This is a genomic window from Mycobacterium sp. 134 (assembly GCF_048282715.1).
Classification (GTDB): Bacteria; Actinomycetota; Actinomycetes; order Mycobacteriales; family Mycobacteriaceae; genus Mycobacterium; species Mycobacterium septicum.
Genome location: NZ_JBLVUN010000008.1, coordinates 2,630,200 through 2,651,463, shown reverse-complemented (window position 1 = coordinate 2,651,463; position 21,264 = coordinate 2,630,200). Strand labels below are relative to the sequence as shown.

The window sequence follows — 21,264 nt, the reverse complement described above, 5'->3', positions numbered from 1 at the left end:
GATGTGTGACATTGGATACAGGTCGCCGTAGGCCGGACACATCTCACACAGAAGACGTGGTCAACCGATAGTGCGACGCCGCCAGCCTACCCGGGCCCCGTCCCGGGGATCAGGTAGCGCGGCGGCGCCGTGCCGCGACTGGCGTCGCGGCACTACTGGTAGGCGTAGAAGCCGGCCTCGGCGATCCGGCGCCGCTGCTCGGCACTGACGTCGACGTCAGCCGGCGACAACAGGAAGACCTTGGTGGCCACCTTGTCGAACGAGCCGCGCAGCGCGAACGCCAGGCCGGCGGCAAAGTCGACCAGTCGCTTGGCGTCGGCGTTGTCCATCGACACCAGGTCCATGATCACCGGGGTGCCGTCGCGGAAGCGCTCGCCGATGGTGCGGGCCTCGCTGTAGTCCTTGGGCCGCAGCGTGGTGATCTTTGCCAGCGGGCTGCCCGCCTCGAACAGTTCGGCCATCCGGCGGGGATCCATCGCGAGCGAACCGCGGGTGGATCCGGCCAGTCCACCGAGACGCGGTGCGGGACGGTCGAATTCGCGGGGGCCGCGCATCCGGGCATCGAACCGCTGCTCGTCGGCGAAACCGCCCGGGTAGCCACCCCGATAGGCCGGGCCCTCGTCGTACTCGGGGGCCTCGTAGCCGTAGCTGTCGTCCTCGAAACGCTCGTCACGGGGACGCCGCGCGTAGCTGCGGGCAGCGCCACGGTCGTCGTCCTCGTAGTACTCGTCGTCGTAGTCCTCCATCGGCGCCATGCCGAAGTAGGCCTTGACCTTGTGCAGTGTGCTCATCTCGGCGACCCTTCTGCGGACGGTGGGGGTGGTGATGTCTGTGATGAAGATGTGACTGGAGTGACTACTGCGGGTGACGTTAGCGGGCGTTGCCCCATGAGCGCGGTACCGACACGCACACACGTCGATCCGTGTTTGACCGCGCTTTCGAGATCCCCGGACATTCCCGCCGAAAGTTCGAGCCGGTGCTGGTAGTCGCGCTGCACCCGGTCCCGTTCGGCGGCCAGACGTGCGAACGCGTCGTCGGGATCCCATTCCAGCGGCGGGATTCCCATCAGCCCGACGAACTCCAACGCCTCTGCGGCGTTCGCTGACCCACAGATTTCGTCGACGAGGTCGGAGGCATTCACATCGACACCGCCCCGTTCGGTATCGCCGTCCAGACTGATCTGGATGTAGACGCGCAACGGCTGCGGGCGGCGGCCGGCGGCCAGCGCGTCGCCCGCGGCCCGGTCCAGCGCCGTCAGCAGGCGGGTGCTGTCGACCGAGTGCGCGGTGTGCGCCCACCCCGCGACGGCCCGCGCCTTCTTGCGCTGGATACGCCCGACCATGTGCCAGCGAATCGGCACATCCGACAATTCCGCGCGAACGGATTCGACTTTATCGGCGGCTTCCTGTTCGCGGGATTCACCAAATGCGAGGCACCCTAATTGATTGAGAATAATGACATCGGAGGCCGGAAAGTATTTCGTGATCGGGAGTAATTCAATTTCATTCACATTTCGCCCGACAGATTCTGCGGCGCGTGCCAGGCGCGCCCGCGCCGCACCGAGCGCAGCGGTCAACTCGGCAGTCCGATCCGCGTCACGCCCGCGCTGCACGGTGCTCATCTCACCCTCACTCCAGGCCCATCCGGGGATCGTTCACCGGCGCTGCTCCATCCACACCACACTCGCCAGGCGCCCGGTTGGTGCATCACGGCGATGACTGAACAGCGCGCGGTCTGCCACGGTGCACCGCGGGTCGACGTCGATCGCGGTGACACCCAAAGCCGTTAACTGCCGGGCGATTCCGGCCCGCAAGTCCAAGCCCGGCGTGCCACGCGAGGTACGGGTGCGCGAGCCGGGCAGCACCGCCTCCACTTCGGCCGCCATCTGTTCGGGCACCTCGTAGTTGGCGCCGCTGACCGCGGGGCCGAGCAGCACCGAGACGTCCTCGGCACGGGCCCCGGCGGCCACCATCGCCTCCAGGGTCCTGGCCACGATGCCCTTCTGGGCGCCGACCCGTCCGGCATGGACGGCCGCGATGACCCCGGCGCGCGCGTCGCCCATTAAAACGGGGACGCAATCCGCGGTCACGACGACCAATGCCAAACCCGGGGTCGTCGTCACCAATGCGTCGGCATTATCGACCGCGGTGTCGCGCGGGCCGTCCACGGTGACGACGTGATCGCTGTGAACCTGATTCATCCAGACCAGCGCGTCGGCCCCGACGGCGGCGGCCAGCCGCCTCCGGTTCTGGGCCACCGCCGCAGGGTTGTCGCCGACGTGGTCGCCGAGGTTGAACGAATCGAAGGGCGGCGCCGAGACGCCGCCGGCGCGGGTTGTCGTCACCCGCCGAATACGAACACTCACAATCCCAGTATCCGAACCCGCCGCCGGGCCCGGCTCAGTGCCGCATGAACGGCGGCACGTCGACATCGTCGTCGGCGATCCCGCCGTCTCCGTCGCCACCGACGCTCACGGTGGCGCCATTCGTGTGGGCCGGGACGCTCACCGCGTCCGTCGGCTCGAACAACGACGTGGTCACCTTGCCCGCCCGCGCCGAGGCGATCGGCTGGGTCTGCGCCGCGCTCGGACTGACCACCGGCTTTCGGCTGGGTCCGGCGCTGTCGAAGCCGGCCGCGATGACCGTGACCCGAACCTCGTCGCCGAGCGAATCGTCGATCACCGTGCCGAAGATGATGTTGGCCTCGGGATGGGCCGCGTCCTGCACCAGCGAGGCGGCCTCGTTGATCTCGAACAGGCCCAGGTCACTGCCGCCGGCCACCGACAGCAGCACGCCCTGCGCGCCTTCCATCGAGGCTTCCAGCAGCGGAGAGTTGATCGCGATCTCGGCCGCCTTGAGCGCACGGCCGTCACCGCGTGCCGAGCCGATGCCCATCAGCGCCGTGCCCGCCCCGCTCATCACACCCTTGACGTCGGCGAAGTCGACGTTGATCAGGCCCGGTGTGGTGATCAGGTCGGTGATGCCCTGCACGCCGTTGAGCAGCACCTCGTCGGCACTGCGGAAGGCGTCCATCAACGACACCGCGGCGTCGCCCATCTGGAGCAGCCGGTCGTTGGGGATCACGATCAGGGTGTCGCAGCTCTCGCGCAGCGACTGAATACCGTTCTCGGCCTGGTTGCTTCGCCGCTTGCCCTCGAACGAGAACGGCCGCGTCACGACACCGACGGTGAGCGCACCGAGCTTGCGTGCGATCGACGCGACGACGGGTGCGCCACCGGTTCCGGTGCCGCCGCCCTCACCTGCGGTGACGAACACCATGTCGGCGCCGCGCAGCAGCTCCTCGATGTCGTCCTTGGCATCCTCGGCGGCCTTGCGGCCCACCTCGGGGTCCGCGCCGGCGCCGAGTCCACGGGTGGAGTCTCGGCCGACATCGAGCTTGACGTCGGCGTCGCTCATCAGCAGTGCTTGTGCGTCGGTATTGATCGCGATGAACTCAACGCCCTTGAGGCCCTGTTCGATCATCCGGTTGACGGCGTTGACACCGCCGCCACCGATACCAACCACCTTGATTACCGCGAGGTAGTTATGCGGGGGGGTCATCGATCGTCTTCCTCCCAGGTTGGGTGTTCACAGTGTTCCTGGCGCCGAATCTTCCCCGGGGCAAACTCTCAACCTCAACCATAGGCTTAGAGTTATGTCAAGTAGTTCCGCGCAAACAGAACGGTAGGGGGCCAACGCCGGTGATCGCGGCAGGCGCGCCGACGCGCCGCGCGGCAATTTTTGCCGGATCTACTTGACAGTCGGCAGATCCGGGCTGGACACGTCATAGGTGTGACCCGGCTGGGTCAGCAGGGCCGCCAGCTTCAGCGCCTTCTCGTCGGTCCGATCGTTGGTCCCCCACACCACAACCCGGCCGTCGGTCAACGTCAGCGCGATCGAGGCCACCGAAGGCGCGGCGATCCGGCCCACCTGTGCGACGACATCCGGCGGAAGGGCCAGCATCACCTCGAGCGCGGCCTTGGTGGCCGGATCGGTCGGTCCCGGGTTGTCGGCATCCAGATACGGCAGCGTCGGCGGTGGCGGCTCGGTGGCGAAATCCACGCCGTCGCGGTCGAACAGATGGGGACCGTCGGGATAGTCCTTGACCACCACCGGCACTCGCTCGACGACCGTGATCCGGAGGGTCGAGGGATATTCGCGCTGAACCCGGGCGGTGGCGATGCGCCGGATCGTGGCCACCCGCTCGGCGACCGCGTCGGTGTTGACCTGCAGCAGCGGGGTGTCCGGTGCCACCGCGGCGGCCGCCAGCACCTGCTCCTGGGGCACCACGGCCGCACCGCTGACCGCCACGCTGCGCACCGACATCACCGGCGTGAAATACAGGACCAGACCCAGCGCCACCGCGACCACGCTGGCCAGCGCAGACCACAGCAGCACCTTCAAACCGCGAATAGTGCTGCGGGCCACGGCGTTCGGGGCATCCGCGGCCTGCCCGACCACCCGGCGCTTGGCCTCGCGGCGGGCATGTTCGATCGCCACCGCCCGGTCCCGCGCGGCCCGGCGTTCCTCGCGTTCGCGGCGGGCCCGGCGGCGGGGACCCTCGTAGTCGGCTTCTGCCGCGGGCGGCACGTCGGACACTGCCGCGGGCGGCACATCAGGTTCTGCCGCGGGCGGCACATCAGGTTCTGCCGCGGGCGGCACATCAGGTTCCGCCGCGGGCGGCGCTTCCGACCCGCCGGACTCCTCCGGAGCCGGACCTGGCTCCTCGGCAGCCTCGCCGGGACGGTCAGGACCCGGATCGGTCACGGTGAATCCGCCGACGGCCGGCCCGGTGCAGTGCGATTCTCCTTGATGCCGAGCTCGGTCAGGATCTCCTTGCCGAGCATGGTCACGTCGCCGGCACCCATGGTGAGCACGACGTCACCGGCGCGGGCCGCGGCCGCCACCACAGCGGCGACCGCCGAGAAATCGGGAACATAGGTGACCGCAGAGCTGACATGTTCGGCGACCGTGGCGCCGCTGACGCCGGGCAGCGGCTGCTCACGCGCACCATAGACGTCGAGCACGAAGACCTCGTCGGCAGCGCTCAGCGCCGCACCGAACTCAGTCGCGAAAGTCGCTGTGCGCGAGTACAAATGTGGCTGGAAGGCGACGATGACGCGGCCGCCGGTCTGGTCCACCACGGTCCGGGCCGCCTCGAGGGTGGCCCGCACCTCGGTGGGATGGTGCGCATAGTCGTCGAACACTCGGATGCCGCCGAGCGCACCCACCAGCTCGAAACGCCTTCGCACACCTTCGAATCCGGCCAGCCCGTCGAGCACGGTCTCTGCCGGTGCGCCGACCTCGACGGCGGCCAGCAGGGCGGCCAGGGCGTTGAGCGCCATGTGCCGGCCGGGCACCGCCAGTCGCACCGCACGCGGATGGGGCTCACCGGCGAGCTGGATGTGAGCCACCGCCCCGGTCCCCTGTTGCTCCCAGCTCAGCAAGGTGCCGGCCAGACCGTCGGCAGGGGTGCTGCCGTACCGCAACACCCGGATGCCCAGTGAGTCAGTGTGTTCGGCGAGCGCGGCGGCGCCCGGATCGTCGGTGCACACCACCAGGGCTCCGCCCGGCGCGATGCGGTCGACGAACGCGGAGAACACCGCGGTGTAGGCCTCCTCGCTACCGAAGAAATCCAGGTGGTCGGCCTCGATGTTGGTGACCACCGCGACATTCGGCGTGTATTCCAGCAGCGAGCCGTCACTCTCGTCGGCCTCGGCGACGAAGCACTTCCCGCTGCCGTGATGGGCGTTGGTGCCCGCCTCGCCCAGTTCGCCGCCCACGGCGAACGACGGGTCGAAACCGCTGTGCTGCAACGCCACGATCAGCATCGAGGTGGTGGTGGTCTTGCCGTGGGTGCCCGTCACCATCAGCGTGGTGTAACCGGCCATGAGCTTGGCCAGCACCACCGGACGCAGGATCACCGGGATTCCTCGGCGCCGGGCCTTCCACCAATTCCGGATTGGTCTTGGGGATCGCGGCATGGGTGGTGACGACCGCGGTCGGCCCGCCCGGCAGCAGATCCAGTGACGACGCGTCGTGACCGATCCTGACCTCGGCACCGCGAGCCCGCAGGGCCACCACACCGCGCGACTCCTTGGCGTCCGAGCCGGACACCAGGCCACCCCGGTCGAGCAGGATCCGGGCCACGCCCGACATCCCGGCTCCCCCGATCCCGACCATGTGTACCCGCTGAAGTTCAGCCGGAAGTGAATTACCGTTCACTGCAGCTTCTTTCGTTGAGCACGGGCGATCTCGAGGGCGACCTGCGCCACCCGCCGTGCGGCATCGGGATGACCCGCCAACGAGGCGGCCGCCGTCATCGCCGTCAACCGCGCGTCGTCGGTCATCAGACCTGCGACAGTATCGGCCACGAATCCACCGGTGAGCTGGGCATCGTCGACGACGATGCCGCCACCGGCCGACACCACCGGCAGCGCGTTGAGTCGCTGCTCACCGTTTCCGATCGGCAGCGGGACGTACACCGCGGGCAATCCCACGGCGGTCACCTCGGCAACCGTCATCGCACCGGAACGGCAGATCGCCAGATCGGCTGCGGCATAAGCCAGGTCCATGCGGTCCAGATACGGCACCGCGACATACGGCGGCGCGCCCGCCGCGGCCGGCGGCAGGTCGAGGGTGTTCTTCGGCCCGTGTGCATGCAGAACCGAAACACCCGCAGCACCAAGCGCTTCGGCAGCCGAAGATACTGCCCGGTTGATCGACTGCGCCCCCTGCGAGCCGCCGAACACGAGCAGCACCTTGGCGTCCGGGGCGAAACCGAAGAAGGCCCTGGCCTCGGCGCGCAAGGCGGCACGGTCCAGCGAGGTGATCGCCGCGCGAACGGGTACTCCGACCACCTCGACCTTGCGCAGTCCCGGTTCGGGTACCGCCGAGAGCACGCGCCGCGCCGATACCGCACCGACGCGGTTGGCCAGGCCGGCGCTGGCGTTGGCCTCGTGGACCACCACCGGGACGGCGCGCCGGCGACCGTGCAGGCCGAAGCCGCCCCGGGCGGCGAGGTAGGCGGGCAGCGCGACATAGCCGCCGAACCCGATCACCACATCGGCCTCGACACCGGCCAGCACCGAACGGGTCTGGCGGATCGCGGTGCGGACGCGCAGCGGCAACCGCACCAGATCTCCCGACGGTTTGCGCGGCAGGGGCACCGGGGTGATCAGCTCGAGGTCATAGCCGCGTTGCGGAACCAGCCGGGTCTCCAGGCCTCGGGCGGTTCCGAGAGCGGTGATCCGCACCTGCGGGTCGAGTTCACGTAGCGCGTCGGCCACCGCCATGGCCGGCTCGACGTGACCTGCCGTGCCACCACCGGCGAGAACTACGGATATCCCCCGGTCGCTGCGCTCCTGCCCCCGAGGATCAGATATCCCGCGGTCGCTGCGCTCCTGCCCCCGAGGACCGGATATCCCGCGCTCGCTACGCTCCTGCCCCCGAGCACCAGATATCCCGCGGTCCGTCTTACCGTCGCTCACCCGTAACGCTGACCTTCCAAAGTTCGGGCTCGTTGCCCCTGTTTGTGCTGGCCTGCAGGATATCGGACCGAGGACCTACCGCCCCCGGCCGCCTGCTGACCGGCAGCGTGCCCGGACCGGCGCACGGGCCGGTCCCCGCTGCGCGGCGCGCGGCGGGTCCCCGCTTGTTTGGCACCCGATTGTTTGGCCCTGGCCTGCTTGCCCGCCTGCTTGGCGGTGGGCTTGGCGGTGGGTTTGGCGCCGGCCTTGCCGTTGGGCTTGCCCGCGGTGCGCGAGGGCGTCTTGCGGCGGTCGTGCAGCCGGTTGCGGGCGACCTCCAACCGGGTCGGGACGTACGGCTCCGGCAGCGGCAGCCGCAGCAGCCGGTTCATCCGGTCGTCGCGCCCGGCCCGCAGCGCCGCCACCGCCTCCGGCTCGTGCCGGGCAGCGTTGGTGATCAGCCCCATCATCAGAAGTGTTGTGGCCTGCGAAGATCCACCAGCCGAGATCAGCGGCAGCTGCAGCCCGGTGACCGGCAGCAGCCCCACCACATAGCCGACGTTGATGAACATCTGGCCGACCACCCACAGCGTGGTGGTGGCCGTCAGCAGACGCAGGAACGGATCTGCCGAACGCCGGGCGATGCGCATCCCGGTATAGGCGAACAGCCCGAACAGGCCCAGCAGTCCCAGCGCACCGACGAATCCCAGCTCCTCGCCGATGATCGCGAAGATGAAGTCGTTGTGCGCGTTGGGTAGGTAGTTCCACTTGGCGGTGCCCTGCCCCAGCCCGTCACCGAAGATGCCGCCGTTGGCCAGGGCGAACCGGGCCTGCCGTGACTGGTAGCCGATCCCCTGCCCGTCGGCCGTCGGGTCCAGCCAGGATTGCACCCGGTCGGACCGGTAGCCCGCGGAGACGGCCAGGACCCCGGCCGCCACGATGGCGGCCGCCAGTGAGGACAGGAACACCCGCAGCGGGAGGCCCGCGTACCACAGCAGGCCGAGCAGGATGATGCTCAGCGAGACGGTCTGCCCGAGGTCGGGCTGAGCGACGATCAACGCCAGTGCGATCACCGCGGCAGGCACCAGCGGGACGAGCATCTCGCGCAGCGAGGCCCGTTCCAGCCGGCGAGCCGCCAGCAGGTGCGCGCCCCAGATGGCGAAGGCGATCTTGGCCAGCTCCGAGGGCTGCATCGAGAACCCCGCGACGACGAACCAGCCGCGGGAACCGTTGGCCACCTTGCCGATTCCCGGGATAAGCACCAGGATCAGCAGCACGATCGTGAAGGCGAACCCGGGGAACGCCAGCCGGCGCAGGGTCCGCACCGGCATCCGCAGCGCCACGTAGAACGCGACCAGTCCGACCACGGTCCACATCACCTGGCGGCCGAACACCGCCCAGGGTGACCCGTCGAAGTCGTAGGAGTACACGCCCGACGCGGAGAGAACCATGATCAGGCCGAGCGTGGTGAGCAGCGCGGTGACCGCGATGATCAGGTGGAACGACGTCATCGGCCGGCCCAGCCACGCCCCGAAACGGGTGCGCGGCGCGGTGGAGGCGGCCGTCGACTCGGCGGAGCCACCCGCTGAACCCGCGGCGGAATCGGCGGTTTCGCCGGTTGCGTCGCCGTCACGGCCGCGCAACCGGGCCAGAATGCTGGCCACCTCGCCTACCCGATCGCGGCGCGGACGGCACCGGCGAACGCATCGCCGCGCTGGCCGTAGCCGCTGAACTGATCGAAGGACGCGCCTGCCGGGGCCAGCAACACGGTGTCACCCGAGGCTGCCAGGCCGCGCGCGACATCAACGACCGCCGTCATGACCGCGTCGGAGACCGGCCGGTCTGCGACTTCGATCACACGAGTCACATGATCACCAATAGACTCATTTGTCTCAAGCACCCCAGAATCCTCCCCCGTCACAACCTCGACGACGGGGACATCCGGGGCGTGTCGCGATAACGCATCGGCAACCATCTGCCGATCCCGCCCGATCAACACCACCGCGACCAGCCGATTCGCCACCTGGCGCACCAGCTCGTCGACCGAGGCACCTTTCAGCAAGCCCCCGGCGATCCAGATCACGCGGTCGAACGCGGTGATCGACGCCTGCGCGGCGTGCGGGTTGGTGGCCTTGGAATCGTCGACAAAACGCACCCCGTCGGCCTCCCCGACCAGCTCGGCGCGGTGCCTGCCGACCTGGAACGACGCCAATGCGGCCGCGATCGATTCGGGGGCCACCCCGACGGCGCGGGCCAGCGCCGCAGCCGCCAGCGCGTCGAGCCGGCCGACCGGCCCGGCCACACTGATCGTCGCGGCATCAGCCAACTCGACGTCGGCGCCGAAGGCACGGTCGACGAGCTTGCCGGCGCGGACACCGAGTTCGCCGTCGGCCGGTTCGCCCAGCCGGAATCCGACCCGAACCGGAGCCCGGGAGGTGGGCAGCAGGCCGGCCGCCACCGGATCGTCGAGGCCCACCACGGCGACCCGGCCGGCCAGCGCCCTGGCCTTGTCGGCTGCGTAGGCGGCCATGGAACCGTGCCAGTCCAGATGGTCCTCGGCGACGTTGAGCACCACACCGGCGTCCGGGCGCAGCGAGGGCGCCCAGTGCAGCTGGAAGCTCGACAACTCGACCGCCAGCAACTCCGCGGGCTGATCGAGCACCGCCAGCACGGGATCACCGATGTTGCCGCACAACAGGCTTCGCCGCCCGTCGGCCAGCAGCATCTCCTGCAGCATCGAGGTGGTGGTGGTCTTGCCGTTGGTACCGGTGACCACCAGCCAGCGGCGAGGCGGGCCGTAGCGGCCCGCGGCGTCCAGCCGCCAGGCCAGCTCCACATCGCCCCAGATCGGCACACCGGCCTCGGCCGCGGCGGCCAGGACAGCGGAGGTGGGCGGGAATCCGGGGCTGGTCACCACCAGCGCGTAGTCGGCGATGCCGGCGATCGCCGAGGCGGGATCGATGACCGCGGTGCCCTGCTCGGCGTAGGACTGCAGAGCCTCGGCGCGGTCGTCGCACAACATCGCAGCGACGCCGAGGGGTGCCAGCGCCGCCAGTACGGCGCGTCCGGTCACCCCCGCGCCGGTGACCAACACCGGAGCTCCCGGAGTCAGCAGCGACAACAGACTCGCGTCCTCCTCGCGTGCCGGAAGCCCCTGGTCGTCACCGTCCACCGGGCCGGCCACGTCAGGCCCCGACTGCAGTGAGCCACTCGCTGTAGAACAGGGCCACGCCCAGACCGCAGGCGATCGCCGTCAGCAGCCAGAACCGGATGATGACCGTGGTCTCGGCCCAACCCACCAACTCGAAATGGTGATGGAACGGCGCCATTCGGAACACCCGGCGGCCCGTCGTGCGGAAGGCCAGGATCTGCACCACCACCGAGGTCACCTCGGCCACGAACAATGCCCCCAGAACCACCGCGAGGATCTCCGTGCGGCTCGTCACCGACAACCCGGCGATGATGCCGCCCAGGGCCAGCGAGCCGGTGTCACCCATGAAGATCTTGGCGGGCGCGGCATTCCACCACAGGAAGCCGATACACGCGCCCGCGGTCGCGGCCGCGATGATCGCCAGATCCAGCGGGTCGCGCACGTTGTAGCAGCCCAGCCCCGGCGCCGTCGCGCACGCATTGCGGTACTGCCAGAAGGTGATCAGCACGTAGGCCGCACACACCATCGCCATCGCTCCGGCCGCCAGCCCGTCCAGGCCGTCGGTGAAGTTCACCGCGTTGGACCACGCACTGACGATCACCACGCAGAACAACACGAACACCCACGACGCCAGCGTCACGGTGGCGATCTCGCGGACATAGGACAGCTCGGGGCTGCCCGGGGTGAGCCCGTCGCCGTTGCGGAACTGCAGGGCCAGCACACCGAACAGCACCGCGGCAGTCAGCTGACCGACCGTCTTGGCGGTCTTGTTCAGCCCCAGGTTGCGGGAGCGCCGCAGCTTGATCAGATCGTCGACGAATCCGACGAGGCCGAGCATCGTGGCCAGTCCCAGCACCAACAGGCCCGAGGCCGACGGGCCCTCTCCGCCCAGCGCCACCCCGACCAGATGGGTGCCCAGGTAGGCCGCCCAGATACCGGCCACGATCGCCACACCGCCCATCGACGGCGTGCCGCGCTTCTTGGCGTGACTGGCCGGACCGTCCTCGCGGATCTCATGGCCGAGCCCACGCTTGGTGAACAGCCGGATCAAGGCGGGCGTCAGCAGGATCGAGACCGTCAGTGCGATGCCGACGGCAATCAGGATGAGTTTCATCGGTCGGCGTTCCGATCATCTGCGTCCTCAGCGGCGACCAGCGCGTCCGCCAGCGCACCCAAGCCGACCGAGTTGGATGCCTTCACCAGCACCACATCCCCCGGCTGCAGCTCAGCCCGCAGCAGGGCCAGTGCGGCATCGGCGTCGTCGACCATCGTGGACTCAGATCCCCACGAACCCTCCATCACCGCGCCGTGGTGCATGGCGTTCATAGTCCTCCCGGTTCCGACGACGATTAACCGAGACACATCTAAGCGCACCGCGAAGCGTCCGATGGCGTCGTGCTCGGTTATTGCGTCGTCACCGAGTTCGGCCATCTCGCCCAACACCGCCCAGCTGCGCCGCTTTCCGTGCAGGTCACCGGGGCTCTGGCGGGACATCCACGCCAGTGCCTTCAGCCCGGCGCGCATCGAATCCGGGTTGGCGTTGTAGGCGTCGTTGATCACCGTCACACCGTCGGCACGGGTACCCACCTGCATCCGGCGCCCCGAGACCGGACCGGCGCCCGCCAGTGCCGCGGCCACCTGATCCAGACCGGCGCCGCACTGCATCGCGACCGCCGCCGCGCACAGCGCGTTGCCGACCTGGTGATCGCCGTGCACCGCCAGCGCCACCTCGACTTCCCCACCGTTTGCGTGCAGGGTGAACCGCGGGCGGGCCAGATCGTCGAGGGCCACCGGTCCGGCCCACACGTCGACCTCGGAGCCGGGCTCGCGCGACACCCGCACCACGCGGGCCGCGGTCTTGGCGGCCATGGCCGCCACCGCGGTGTCGTCGACATTGAGGATGACCACACCCGAGGCCGGAACAGCTTGCGGCAACTCGGCTTTGGTATTGGCAATGGCCTCGCGCGAGCCGAACTCGCCGAGGTGGGCGGTGCCCACGTTGAGCACCACCGCGATCTGCGGCGGGGCGATCGCGGCCAGGGCGGCGATGTTGCCCGGATGCCGGGCCGACATCTCCAGGATCAGGTAGTCGGTCTCGGGCGTGGCACGCAGCACCGTCCACGGATGCCCCAGCTCGTTGTTGAACGAACCCGGCGGTGCGATGACCTGCCCGAGCGGCTCCAGCACCGCGGCAAGCAGATCCTTGGTCGAGGTCTTGCCGGAAGATCCGGTCACGCCGACGATCGTCAGGCCATCGGCGACGAGCTCGGCGGCCACCGCCGCCGCGAGCTTGGCCAGTGCGGCCAGCACGGCCGCACCGGAACCGTCGGTGTCGAATTCCAAAGCGCCAGAAGCGGCGTCGGCCGCCCCAGGTTCGGGAGACACCACAATCGCGGGCACCCCGACCGGGCGGGCGGCCAGCACGGCCGCGGCCCCGGACGCCGCCGCCGCGGCCGCGAAGTCATGGCCGTCGGAGCGGGCGCCGGGCAGCGCCAGGAACAATCCGCCGGGGCCGATCGCGCGGGAGTCGAATTCGACAGTGCCGGTGACGCGGGTGGAGGCGGCCTCTTCGGCAGTGATGTCGGCCAGTTCGCCGCCGACGATGTCGGCGATCCTGGCGATGGTCATCTCGATCACGAGCCCGACTCCCCTGCCTTGAGTGCCTCCAGCGCCGCCGCCAGCTCGTCACGGTCATCGAACGGCCGGGTCTGGCCGCCACCGGTCTGCCCGCTCTCGTGGCCCTTGCCCGCGATCAGCACGATGTCGCCGGGCGCCGCCCAGGCCACCGCATGGTCGATCGCCGCCCGCCGGTCGCCGACCTCCACGACCTCCGCGCCCCCGGACGCTTCGGCGGTTCCGGCCACGATCGCGGCCCGGATCAGTGCGGGCTCCTCGTCGCGGGGATTGTCATCGGTGACCACGACGAGATCCGCCAGTTCGGCCGCGACCCGCCCCATCGGCGCGCGCTTGCCCGTGTCCCGGTTGCCTCCGGCCCCGAACACCACCGCGATGCGGCCCGGCCCCGCCGCCCGCAGGGCGCCTTCTCCCGTCGCTGCGCTCGCCCTCAACGTCTCGAGCACCGCCTGCAACGCCCCGGGCTTGTGTGCGTAGTCGACCAGAGCCAGGAACGGCTGCCCGCGGTCGATCGGCTGCAGCCGGCCCGGCACGGTAGCCGTACGCAGCCCAGGAGCAGCCTGCTCGGGCGACACCCCGGCCCCGTCCAACAGCGCGATCGCAAGGGCCGCATTGGCGATGTTGTATCCGCCGGTCAGCCCGATCCCGAGCCGGTGGGACATTCCGGCCGGGTCGACCAGGGTGAATTCCTGGGATCCGACGCCGACCAGCGAGATGTCCCGCGCCTGCCAGTCGGCCGGCGCGCCCGTGGCACTGACGGTCGTCACCTTCCCGGCCCGGCCGGCCATCGCGACGCCCGCCTCGTCGTCGACACAGACCACCGCGGCCGCGGCGTGGTTGCGCGACCTGGGATCGAAGAGCCGGGCCTTGGCCTCGAAGTAGTCCTCCATCGTGGGGTGGAAATCCAGGTGGTCGCGCGACAGGTTGGTGAACCCACCGAGTGCGAACCGGATCCCGTCGACGCGGCCCAGCGTCAGCGCGTGGCTCGACACCTCCATGACCACGGTGTCCACGCCGCCCTCGACCATCACGGCCAGCAGCGCCTGCAGATCAGGCGCCTCGGGCGTGGTCAGCGCGCTCGGCAGATCGCGTCCGTCGATCCGAACCCCGACGGTGCCGATCAGTCCGGCCACCCGGCCCGCGGCCCGCAACCCGGCCTCCACCAGATACGTCGTCGTGGTCTTGCCAGAGGTTCCGGTCACCCCGATCACGGTCAGCCGCTCCGACGGACGTCCGTACACCGAGGCCGCCACCTCACCGAGCACCGAACGAGGGTCGGAATGGATCAGGATCGGGACGTCGAGGCCATCCAATTCGACGGCGCCGGCAGCGTCCGTGAGCACCGCCACCGCACCGGCGGCGACCGCGTCTGCCGCATAGCGCGCACCATGCACCGCCGCGCCCGGGAGCGCGGCGAACAGATCCCCCGGCTGGGCATCCTGACCGCGCAGGGTCACGCCTGTCACCCGGAGTTCCGGCAGGGGATTTCCGCTAGCGGATACCGCTTGGACCTGTTCGGCGAGCGGCAGAAGGTATTGGCCGGCGGGACGGCTGGGACGCAGCTTCATGGCCATGCCACAGTACCCATCTGCGGTCCGCCGACCGCACCACCCACGACTATCGCGGTCAGGTCGCCTGCAGGGTCAGCCGCGGCCCCGGATCCGCCGACAACGGAACGTTGTGACGCTGCAGCAGCCACGACGCGATGTTGTGGAACAGCGGCGCCGCCGAGGATCCCGGTGCCCCGTCGGCCGCGCGATGCGGCGCGTCCATCATGATCCCGACGACGTAGCGCGGATCGTCGGCAGGCGCCATGCCCGCGAAGGTGATCCAGTAGACGTCGTCGTAGTAGCAACCGCACGCCGGATTGATCTGCTGCGCCGTTCCGGTCTTACCCGCGATCTGATAACCCTCGACCGCGGCCTGCGGACCGGTCCCCTGCTGGGCGCCCATCGGGTCACGCTGCACGATGGCGCGGAACATGTTTCGCACCGTGCGGGCGGTCTCCGGTGTCACCACCCGAACCCCTTCCGGCCGCGGCTCGTCGGTACGGGTGCCATCCGGCGCGATGGTGGACTTGATGATGCGGGGCGGCATGCGCACCCCGTCGTTGGCGATGGTCTGGTACATCCCGGTCATCTGCAGCAGCGTCATCGAAAGACCCTGCCCGATCGGCAGGTTGGAGAACGAGCTGCCCGACCACTGATCGATGGGCGGCACCAGGCCCCCGCTCTCACCGGGCAGGCCGACACCGGTGCGCTGACCGAGACCGAACCGGCGGACCATGTCGTAGAACCGATCCGGGCCGACCCGCTGCGCCAGCATCAGGGTTCCGACGTTCGACGACTTCCCGAACACGCCGGTCATGGTGTACGGCATCACGCCGTGGTTCCACGCGTCGCGGACGGTGACCCCGCCCATGTCGATCGAGCCGGGCACCTGAAGAACCTCGTCCGGATTGGCCAGCCCGTACTCGATCGCGGCGGAGGCCGTGATGATCTTGTTCACCGAACCGGGCTCGAACGGCGAGGACACCGGCAGGTTGCCCATCTGCCGGCTCTCCTGCCGACCGAGGTCCTGGCTCGGATCGAACGTGTTGTCGTTCGACATCGCCAGCACCTCACCGGTTTTGGCATCGAGCACCACCGCGGAGACGTTCTTGGCCCCCGAGGCATCCTTGGCCTGCTGCACCTGCTGCTGGACGTAGTACTGGATGTCGTCGTCGAGCGTCAGCTGCACCGTGGACCCGTTGACCGCGTCGTGCCGGTTGCGGTAGCTGCCGGGGATCACCACGCCGTCCGAACCGCGGTCATAGGTGACCGAGCCGTCGGAGCCGGCCAACGCCGCGTCGAGCGAATCCTCCAGCCCGAGCAGGCCGTGACCGTCCCAGTCGATCCCGCCGACGATGTTGGCGGCCAGCGAGCCACCCGGGTACTGCCGCAGATCCTGGCGCTCGGCACCGACCTCGGGGAACTTGTCCATGATGGCACCGGCGACCGCGGGATCGACTGCACGGGCCAGGTACACGAAAGTCTCGTTGCTCCTGAGCTTCTTGAGCACGGTCTTGAAATCGGGCCGGTTGTCGAGCCGGGTGGCGATCTCCTTGGCGATCTCGGTGAGCCGGTGATCCGGATCGGGGGCCTCGCTGGATTTGGCCTTGGCCTCGGCGAGTTGCTTGCGGACCCGGACCGGCTGGAACGTCAGCGCCTTGGCCTCGATGGTGAACGCCAGCTTGTCATCGTTGCGGTCGACGATGCTGCCCCGCATGGCCGGGTTCACATCGGTGACCTTGAGCTGACTGGCCGCCTCGGCGCGCAGACCCGCGGCCCTCGGCACCTGAAGGCTGAACAACTGCACGGCCGCAATCACCAGCACCGACAGCATCACCAGGTTTCCGGCACGGTGCCGGAACACGAAAGACGAGCTGCGCAAACCGGTTTCGGCGGCAACCCGGGTACGGCGGACCCGGGCCTCGTGCCCAGGCCCGGGCGAGGCCTTCTTGGCCCCCTGCTGCTTCGGCGACTGACCCTGGCGGCCCGGGCGGCGATTCATGCCGCCGGCGCCGGGGCGTTGACGGCAACGGCCGGGGCATGTGCTGCGGGCGCCGCGGGTGGGCTGAACTGTTCCAGCGGGACAGCGGGTCCTGGCGCAGCCTGCGCCGGTGCGGCCGGAGCCGGAGCGGGGGCCACCGGTTCCGGCTGAGCCGGTTGCGCCTGTGCGACTACTGGACCGGGCGCGGTCGGCACACCGGGTAGATGCATCGGCGGCGTCGCCGGTTGCGCGGGGTCAACCAACGCCGGGGCGGGAGCCGCGAGCACGTCCGGCGCGGGAGCAACCGCAGGCACCGGCCCGGGCACCGGCGGTACGGCTCCCGGCAGGCCGTGGAGCACGTCGGCCTGCGGGACCGGAATGCCCGGTACGACAGGGGAACCCGCGCTCGGCGTCCGCACAGTCAACTCGCGCGGATCGAGCACCCGGGGTGCCGGGGGGGCGGGCGGGGCCGGCGGGGCCTCCTCGGGCAGCGGCGTGTTCAGCGGGGGCGGCGGGACGCCTTCGGCGGGCTTCGGGGTGCCGACGACGGTCCAGTTGCCGGTCGCATCCTGCACCAGGTGCGCGGTGTCGCGCGACGGGATCATCCCCAGGTTGCGGGCAGATTCGGCCAGCGCCGGAGCGGCCTGAGCCTCGAGCACATCGCGCTCCAGCGCCTCTTTCTGTTGCATCAGACCCTGATTGACCTGGCGAGCGTGACCCAGCTGGTAGGAACGCTCGGCCGAACCGGTGGACAGCCACAGGGTGACCGCGAGTCCGAGGCCCAATGCCGCGATCACCAGGACGACGAACGGGACCCGGGAGATCAGGACCCGCGGATTGAGCTCGATCGAGGCGAGCCGGACCAGCAGGCGTTCCCGCAACCGGACCCGCAAAGGCGGACGGACGACCTTGGGAGCCTTGGCCTTACGAGCCTTCGCCCGGGCCTTGGCCTGGCTGGCGCTCTTCGGGCGGGCCGGACTGGTGCCCGGCCGCTGAATCGGTCCGGCACCCGGCGCGGTGCGCGCGGGGCGCTGCTCGGAACCCGGCCGGCGCTTGCGCGGCGGAGCCTGTTCGGTGCGCCGCCCGCCGCCTCGCGCGGGTTGACGCACCGGACGCCTGCGATCTGACTCACGCAACTGTTCGGGTCGCTTCACCTTCATGAGTTGCCCCCTTCCCCCACCTTTTCCAGTGCCCGCAGCCGCACCGGAGCGCTACGCGGATTGCGATCGATCTCAACTTGGCGGGCCTTCTCGGCACCGCGGGTCAGCGTGACGAATTCGGGTTCGTGGCCTGGTAATTCGATGGGCAGGCCGGCGGGGTCCGTGATGCGGTGGCCGCGGCGAACGCCTGCTTGACGATCCGGTCCTCAAGCGACTGATAGGACATCACCACGATCCGTCCGCCGTCGGTCAGCGCGGCCAGAGCGGCGGGCAGCGCAGCGCGCAGCGAATCCAGTTCACCGTTGACCGCGACCCGCAGCGCCTGGAAAGTCCGCTTGCCCGGATGCCCTCCGGTACGGCGCGCCGGTGCCGGGATCGCCTCGTAGAGCAACTCCACCAGCTCTCCGGTCGTGGAAAACGGTTGCTGTGCACGACGTTTGACCACCTTGTCGGCGATCCGGCCGGCGAAGCGCTCCTCGCCATAATCACGCAGAACCCGGGCGATCGACTTGGCGTCCCAGGTGTTGAGGATGTCAGCGGCGGTCAGCGGCGCATCGGGATCCATCCGCATGTCCAGCGGTGCGTCCGCGGAGTAGGAGAAGCCGCGTTCGGCCTGATCCAGCTGCATCGAGGACACACCGAGATCGAAGAGCACTCCGTCGATCTGACGGAAACCCGATTCCGCGATTGCCCCGGCAATTCCGTCATAGCGGGTCCGCACCGCCCGCATCCGGTCGCCGAACGGGGCCAGGCGGGCGCCGGCGATGCCGAGCGCATTGGGGTCGCGGTCCAGGCCGATGACCTGCAAGGCGGGAAAGTCGGTCAGAAAGCGTTCGGAGTGGCCGCCCGCACCGAGGGTGGCGTCCACCAGAACCGCGTCCGCCCCGTCGGCGTGGCGGCGGGTGAGTGCGGGGGCCAGCAGCTCGACGCAGCGGTCGAGGAGGACCGGGACGTGACCGTATTCGTGGGAGTCCGCGCCTTGGGGTTCCGCGCGGTCCTGGGAGTCTGGCTGATCTGGGGAATCTGGCACCGCTGAAACACCTCCGCTCGGATTGGCCCCTGCACCGGGGTCTCTGTCCGAATTAACGGACCTGGCGTTGGGGAAGTACGCCAGGGCCAATTCGGGCAGAGGCCTCGCTGCACGGGCTAGGTCCAGGCCTGCCGCCGGTTGATGGGTCGCATCAGAGGATGTCGCGCAGAGCTTCATCGGTGGCCGCGGAGAAGTTCTCTTCGTGGTTCTGCTGGTACTCCTGCCAGGCTTCTGCGTCCCAGATCTCCAGGTAGTCGACCGACCCGATCACCACGCACTCCTTGGAAAGGCTCGCGTAGCGACGGTGGTCCGCCGACAGGGTGATCCGGCCCTGCGCGTCGGGATGCTGCTCATCGGTGGCGGCCGCCAAGTTACGTAGGAACGCCCGAGCGTCGGGGTTCCTGCGCGATGCGTCAGCAGCGCGCCGGGCGACCTTTTCGAACTCGTCGCGCGGATACACGGCCAGGCTGTGATCTTGGCCCTTGGTGACCATCAACCCTCCTGCCAGTGCGTCGCGGAACTTGGCGGGCAGCGTGAGCCGCCCCTTGTCGTCGAGCTTGGGCGTGTAGGTACCCAGAAACATCTGGACACCTCCCGCCACCCGGTTCGGATCTCCGAGTCGCTTGCGAGATCCAGGCCAGGCCTTCTGCCCTCCGAACGGGGCTCCGTTTTCCCCGTTGGCCGCCACTTTACCCCACGATCCCCCACTTTGCTCCATTTGAGCCGTCCCGTTTGGGGTTTCTCCCCACCGAAGCCCCCCAGAAGCACCCACACCATGCGCTCAAACGCCCTCGCCGGGCAGCCGAAAACAGAAAAACCGCAGGTAGGAACCTGCGGTGAGAAGGTGGGGCGTTGTGGGGCGAAAATCCCTGAGAATCTGCTGGGGTCCCCCACACCGCCCCACACCCGTGGGCGGGTGGGCGGGTCCGGCGTGTCGCTGGACGACGCCGGCATCGGGTCCGGACTGACCGAAAACACAAAAAAGGGGCAGCCCGCTACGGGCTACCCCTTGATGCCGTCGAGCGGCTCAGTCGTCGAACCGGCGACGGAACCGATCCTCCATCCGAGTGGTGAACGACCCACCGCGCTGACGACGCTGGCGCGGCGCATTGCCGGACCCCTGGGCCGCACGGTCACGGCCCCCGGTGACACGCGGTCCGGTGACGGCGAACACCACGCCGCCGAACATCACCACGAATCCCACCACCGACAAGATCGGGAAACCACCGATCATGGTGGCCTTCACGGCCACCCCGACAACCAGTAGCGCCAGGCCCACCACGAACAACAGCGCACCCTGAAGCCTGCGCCGAGCCGATGGCGCCCTCAAGGTCCCACCGCGCACGCTCGACGCGAACTTGGGATCCTCGGCATAGAGCGCGCTCTCGATCTGATCGAGCATGCGCTGCTCATGATCGGAGAGTGGCATTCGTCCCTCCTTGCCGACGCCGCCGTCGCCGTTCAACATTTCACATGCCCGCAATCACGGACACCTAAGCCTAATGATACGAGGTCGATCCGAGCCGTACCACCTTGTTCACCTTCGATTGTAAGTCGTTCCGAGATGGCCCCGGTCGATGGGACCGACAGCATCCCAGCCGGATAATGCTGAAGATAATGAGTTCGGCAGACACCGGCGGGCGAAAGGCGAAAGCATTGGCGACGTATCTTATCGATCTGTCGCCGGACGACATGAAGCGCCGGCTCCCCGAGGCGCTGCGCGTGTACGTCGACGCCATGCGCTATCCGCGCGGAACCGAGGAGCAGCGCGCCGCGCTGTGGCTCGAACACACCCGGCGCGCGGGCTGGAAATGTGTGGCCGCCGTCGAGGTCGCCGAATCCGGCGCGAACGCCGACTCCGGCACGGATGCGGGCACTGAATCCGGTGCGGACCTGATTGACGCCCCGCTGCTGGGAATCGCCTACGGCTACAGCGGGGCGCCCGACCAGTGGTGGCAACAACAGGTCATCTCCGGCCTGCAGCGCGTGGGCGCGAGCCCCGCACGCATCGCCGAACTCATGGCCAGTTACTTCGAACTCACCGAGCTGCACATCGAGCCCCGCGCCCAGGGCAAGGGCCTGGGCGAGGCCCTGACCAGGCGACTGTTGGCCGGTCGCGACGAATCGCACGTGCTGTTGTCGACCCCTGAGATCAACGGCGAGGCCAATCGCGCATGGCAGTTGTACCGGCGGCTCGGCTTCACCGACGTGATCCGCGGGTACCACTTCGCCGGCGATCCCCGACCGTTCGCCATCCTCGGTCGCCCACTGCCGCTGTGAGATCTGGCAC

Annotated in this window: 16 protein-coding genes and 2 pseudogenes; 1 reads left to right on the top strand and 17 read right to left on the bottom strand. The window is 69.3% G+C overall.

Annotated features, from left to right (window positions below; genetic code table 11):
• Positions 1–152: 152 nt before the first annotated feature.
• The 17 genes and pseudogenes from ACNQVK_RS17415 to ACNQVK_RS17335 all read right to left on the bottom strand — a co-directional run bounded on the left by ACNQVK_RS17415 (position 153) and on the right by ACNQVK_RS17335 (position 20,403).
• Entirely contained in the window at positions 153–791 is a 639-nt protein-coding gene (locus ACNQVK_RS17415) for a cell division protein SepF (protein WP_044523729.1), read from the bottom strand.
• Positions 788–1,621: a YggS family pyridoxal phosphate-dependent enzyme gene (locus ACNQVK_RS17410; RefSeq protein ID WP_418030497.1), complete on the bottom strand. Its 834-nt coding sequence runs from the start codon at positions 1,619–1,621 to the stop codon at positions 788–790. Before ACNQVK_RS17410 ends, ACNQVK_RS17415 begins: the two co-directional genes overlap by 4 nt.
• A gap of 33 nt (positions 1,622–1,654) precedes the next feature.
• On the bottom strand, positions 1,655–2,365 hold the full coding sequence (gene pgeF / locus ACNQVK_RS17405) for a peptidoglycan editing factor PgeF (RefSeq protein ID WP_409550583.1): 711 nt from the start codon (positions 2,363–2,365) through the stop codon (positions 1,655–1,657).
• A gap of 34 nt (positions 2,366–2,399) precedes the next feature.
• Positions 2,400–3,560: a cell division protein FtsZ gene (ftsZ, locus tag ACNQVK_RS17400; RefSeq protein ID WP_039321525.1), complete on the bottom strand. Its 1,161-nt coding sequence runs from the start codon at positions 3,558–3,560 to the stop codon at positions 2,400–2,402.
• A 189-nt stretch (positions 3,561–3,749) separates the two neighbouring features.
• On the bottom strand, positions 3,750–4,613 hold the full coding sequence (locus ACNQVK_RS17395) for a cell division protein FtsQ/DivIB (RefSeq protein WP_418034195.1): 864 nt from the start codon (positions 4,611–4,613) through the stop codon (positions 3,750–3,752).
• Between the two features lie 149 nt (positions 4,614–4,762).
• Positions 4,763–6,182 (bottom strand): annotated as a pseudogene (gene murC / locus ACNQVK_RS17390) (UDP-N-acetylmuramate--L-alanine ligase).
• Between the two features lie 38 nt (positions 6,183–6,220).
• On the bottom strand, positions 6,221–7,384 hold the full coding sequence (murG, locus tag ACNQVK_RS17385; RefSeq protein WP_418034194.1) for an undecaprenyldiphospho-muramoylpentapeptide beta-N-acetylglucosaminyltransferase: 1,164 nt from the start codon (positions 7,382–7,384) through the stop codon (positions 6,221–6,223).
• A 101-nt stretch (positions 7,385–7,485) separates the two neighbouring features.
• Positions 7,486–9,132 carry a putative lipid II flippase FtsW gene (gene ftsW / locus ACNQVK_RS17380; RefSeq protein WP_418030496.1) on the bottom strand — a complete coding sequence of 549 codons (1,647 nt, stop codon included), beginning with the start codon at positions 9,130–9,132 and terminating at the stop codon, positions 7,486–7,488.
• A 5-nt stretch (positions 9,133–9,137) separates the two neighbouring features.
• A complete protein-coding gene (gene murD / locus ACNQVK_RS17375; protein ID WP_418034193.1) occupies positions 9,138–10,592 on the bottom strand; it encodes a UDP-N-acetylmuramoyl-L-alanine--D-glutamate ligase in 1,455 nt (484 codons plus the stop codon).
• A 61-nt stretch (positions 10,593–10,653) separates the two neighbouring features.
• Positions 10,654–11,733, bottom strand: coding sequence for a phospho-N-acetylmuramoyl-pentapeptide-transferase (gene mraY, locus ACNQVK_RS17370; RefSeq protein WP_044523707.1), 1,080 nt, complete (start codon positions 11,731–11,733; stop codon positions 10,654–10,656).
• The gene (locus ACNQVK_RS17365) at positions 11,730–13,256 is read right to left on the bottom strand and encodes a UDP-N-acetylmuramoyl-tripeptide--D-alanyl-D-alanine ligase (RefSeq protein ID WP_418030495.1); all 1,527 of its coding nucleotides are present in this window, start codon (positions 13,254–13,256) and stop codon (positions 11,730–11,732) included. The genes mraY and ACNQVK_RS17365 overlap by 4 nt, the downstream gene beginning before the upstream one ends.
• The gene (locus ACNQVK_RS17360; protein ID WP_418030494.1) at positions 13,253–14,827 is read right to left on the bottom strand and encodes a UDP-N-acetylmuramoyl-L-alanyl-D-glutamate--2,6-diaminopimelate ligase; all 1,575 of its coding nucleotides are present in this window, start codon (positions 14,825–14,827) and stop codon (positions 13,253–13,255) included. The genes ACNQVK_RS17365 and ACNQVK_RS17360 overlap by 4 nt, the downstream gene beginning before the upstream one ends.
• A 52-nt stretch (positions 14,828–14,879) precedes the next feature.
• A complete protein-coding gene (locus ACNQVK_RS17355; protein ID WP_418030493.1) occupies positions 14,880–16,805 on the bottom strand; it encodes a peptidoglycan D,D-transpeptidase FtsI family protein in 1,926 nt (641 codons plus the stop codon).
• Positions 16,802–17,944: a hypothetical protein gene (locus ACNQVK_RS17350; RefSeq protein ID WP_418030492.1), complete on the bottom strand. Its 1,143-nt coding sequence runs from the start codon at positions 17,942–17,944 to the stop codon at positions 16,802–16,804. Before ACNQVK_RS17350 ends, ACNQVK_RS17355 begins: the two co-directional genes overlap by 4 nt.
• A pseudogene (gene rsmH, locus ACNQVK_RS17345) lies at positions 17,941–19,151 on the bottom strand (16S rRNA (cytosine(1402)-N(4))-methyltransferase RsmH). The gene ACNQVK_RS17350 and the pseudogene rsmH overlap by 4 nt, the downstream one beginning before the upstream one ends.
• The gene (gene mraZ, locus ACNQVK_RS17340) at positions 19,126–19,557 is read right to left on the bottom strand and encodes a division/cell wall cluster transcriptional repressor MraZ (protein ID WP_090431211.1); all 432 of its coding nucleotides are present in this window, start codon (positions 19,555–19,557) and stop codon (positions 19,126–19,128) included. Before mraZ ends, rsmH begins: the two are co-directional and overlap by 26 nt.
• Before the next feature lie 444 nt (positions 19,558–20,001).
• Positions 20,002–20,403, bottom strand: a complete 402-nt coding sequence (locus ACNQVK_RS17335; RefSeq protein WP_044524384.1) for a DUF3040 domain-containing protein — start codon at positions 20,401–20,403, stop codon at positions 20,002–20,004.
• A 227-nt stretch (positions 20,404–20,630) separates the two neighbouring features.
• Here ACNQVK_RS17335 and ACNQVK_RS17330 point away from each other — a divergent pair, with 227 nt between their 5' ends.
• Positions 20,631–21,254 (top strand): GNAT family N-acetyltransferase, encoded by a 624-nt coding sequence (locus tag ACNQVK_RS17330; protein ID WP_418034192.1) that lies wholly within the window; start codon positions 20,631–20,633, stop codon positions 21,252–21,254.
• Positions 21,255–21,264 lie beyond the last annotated feature (10 nt).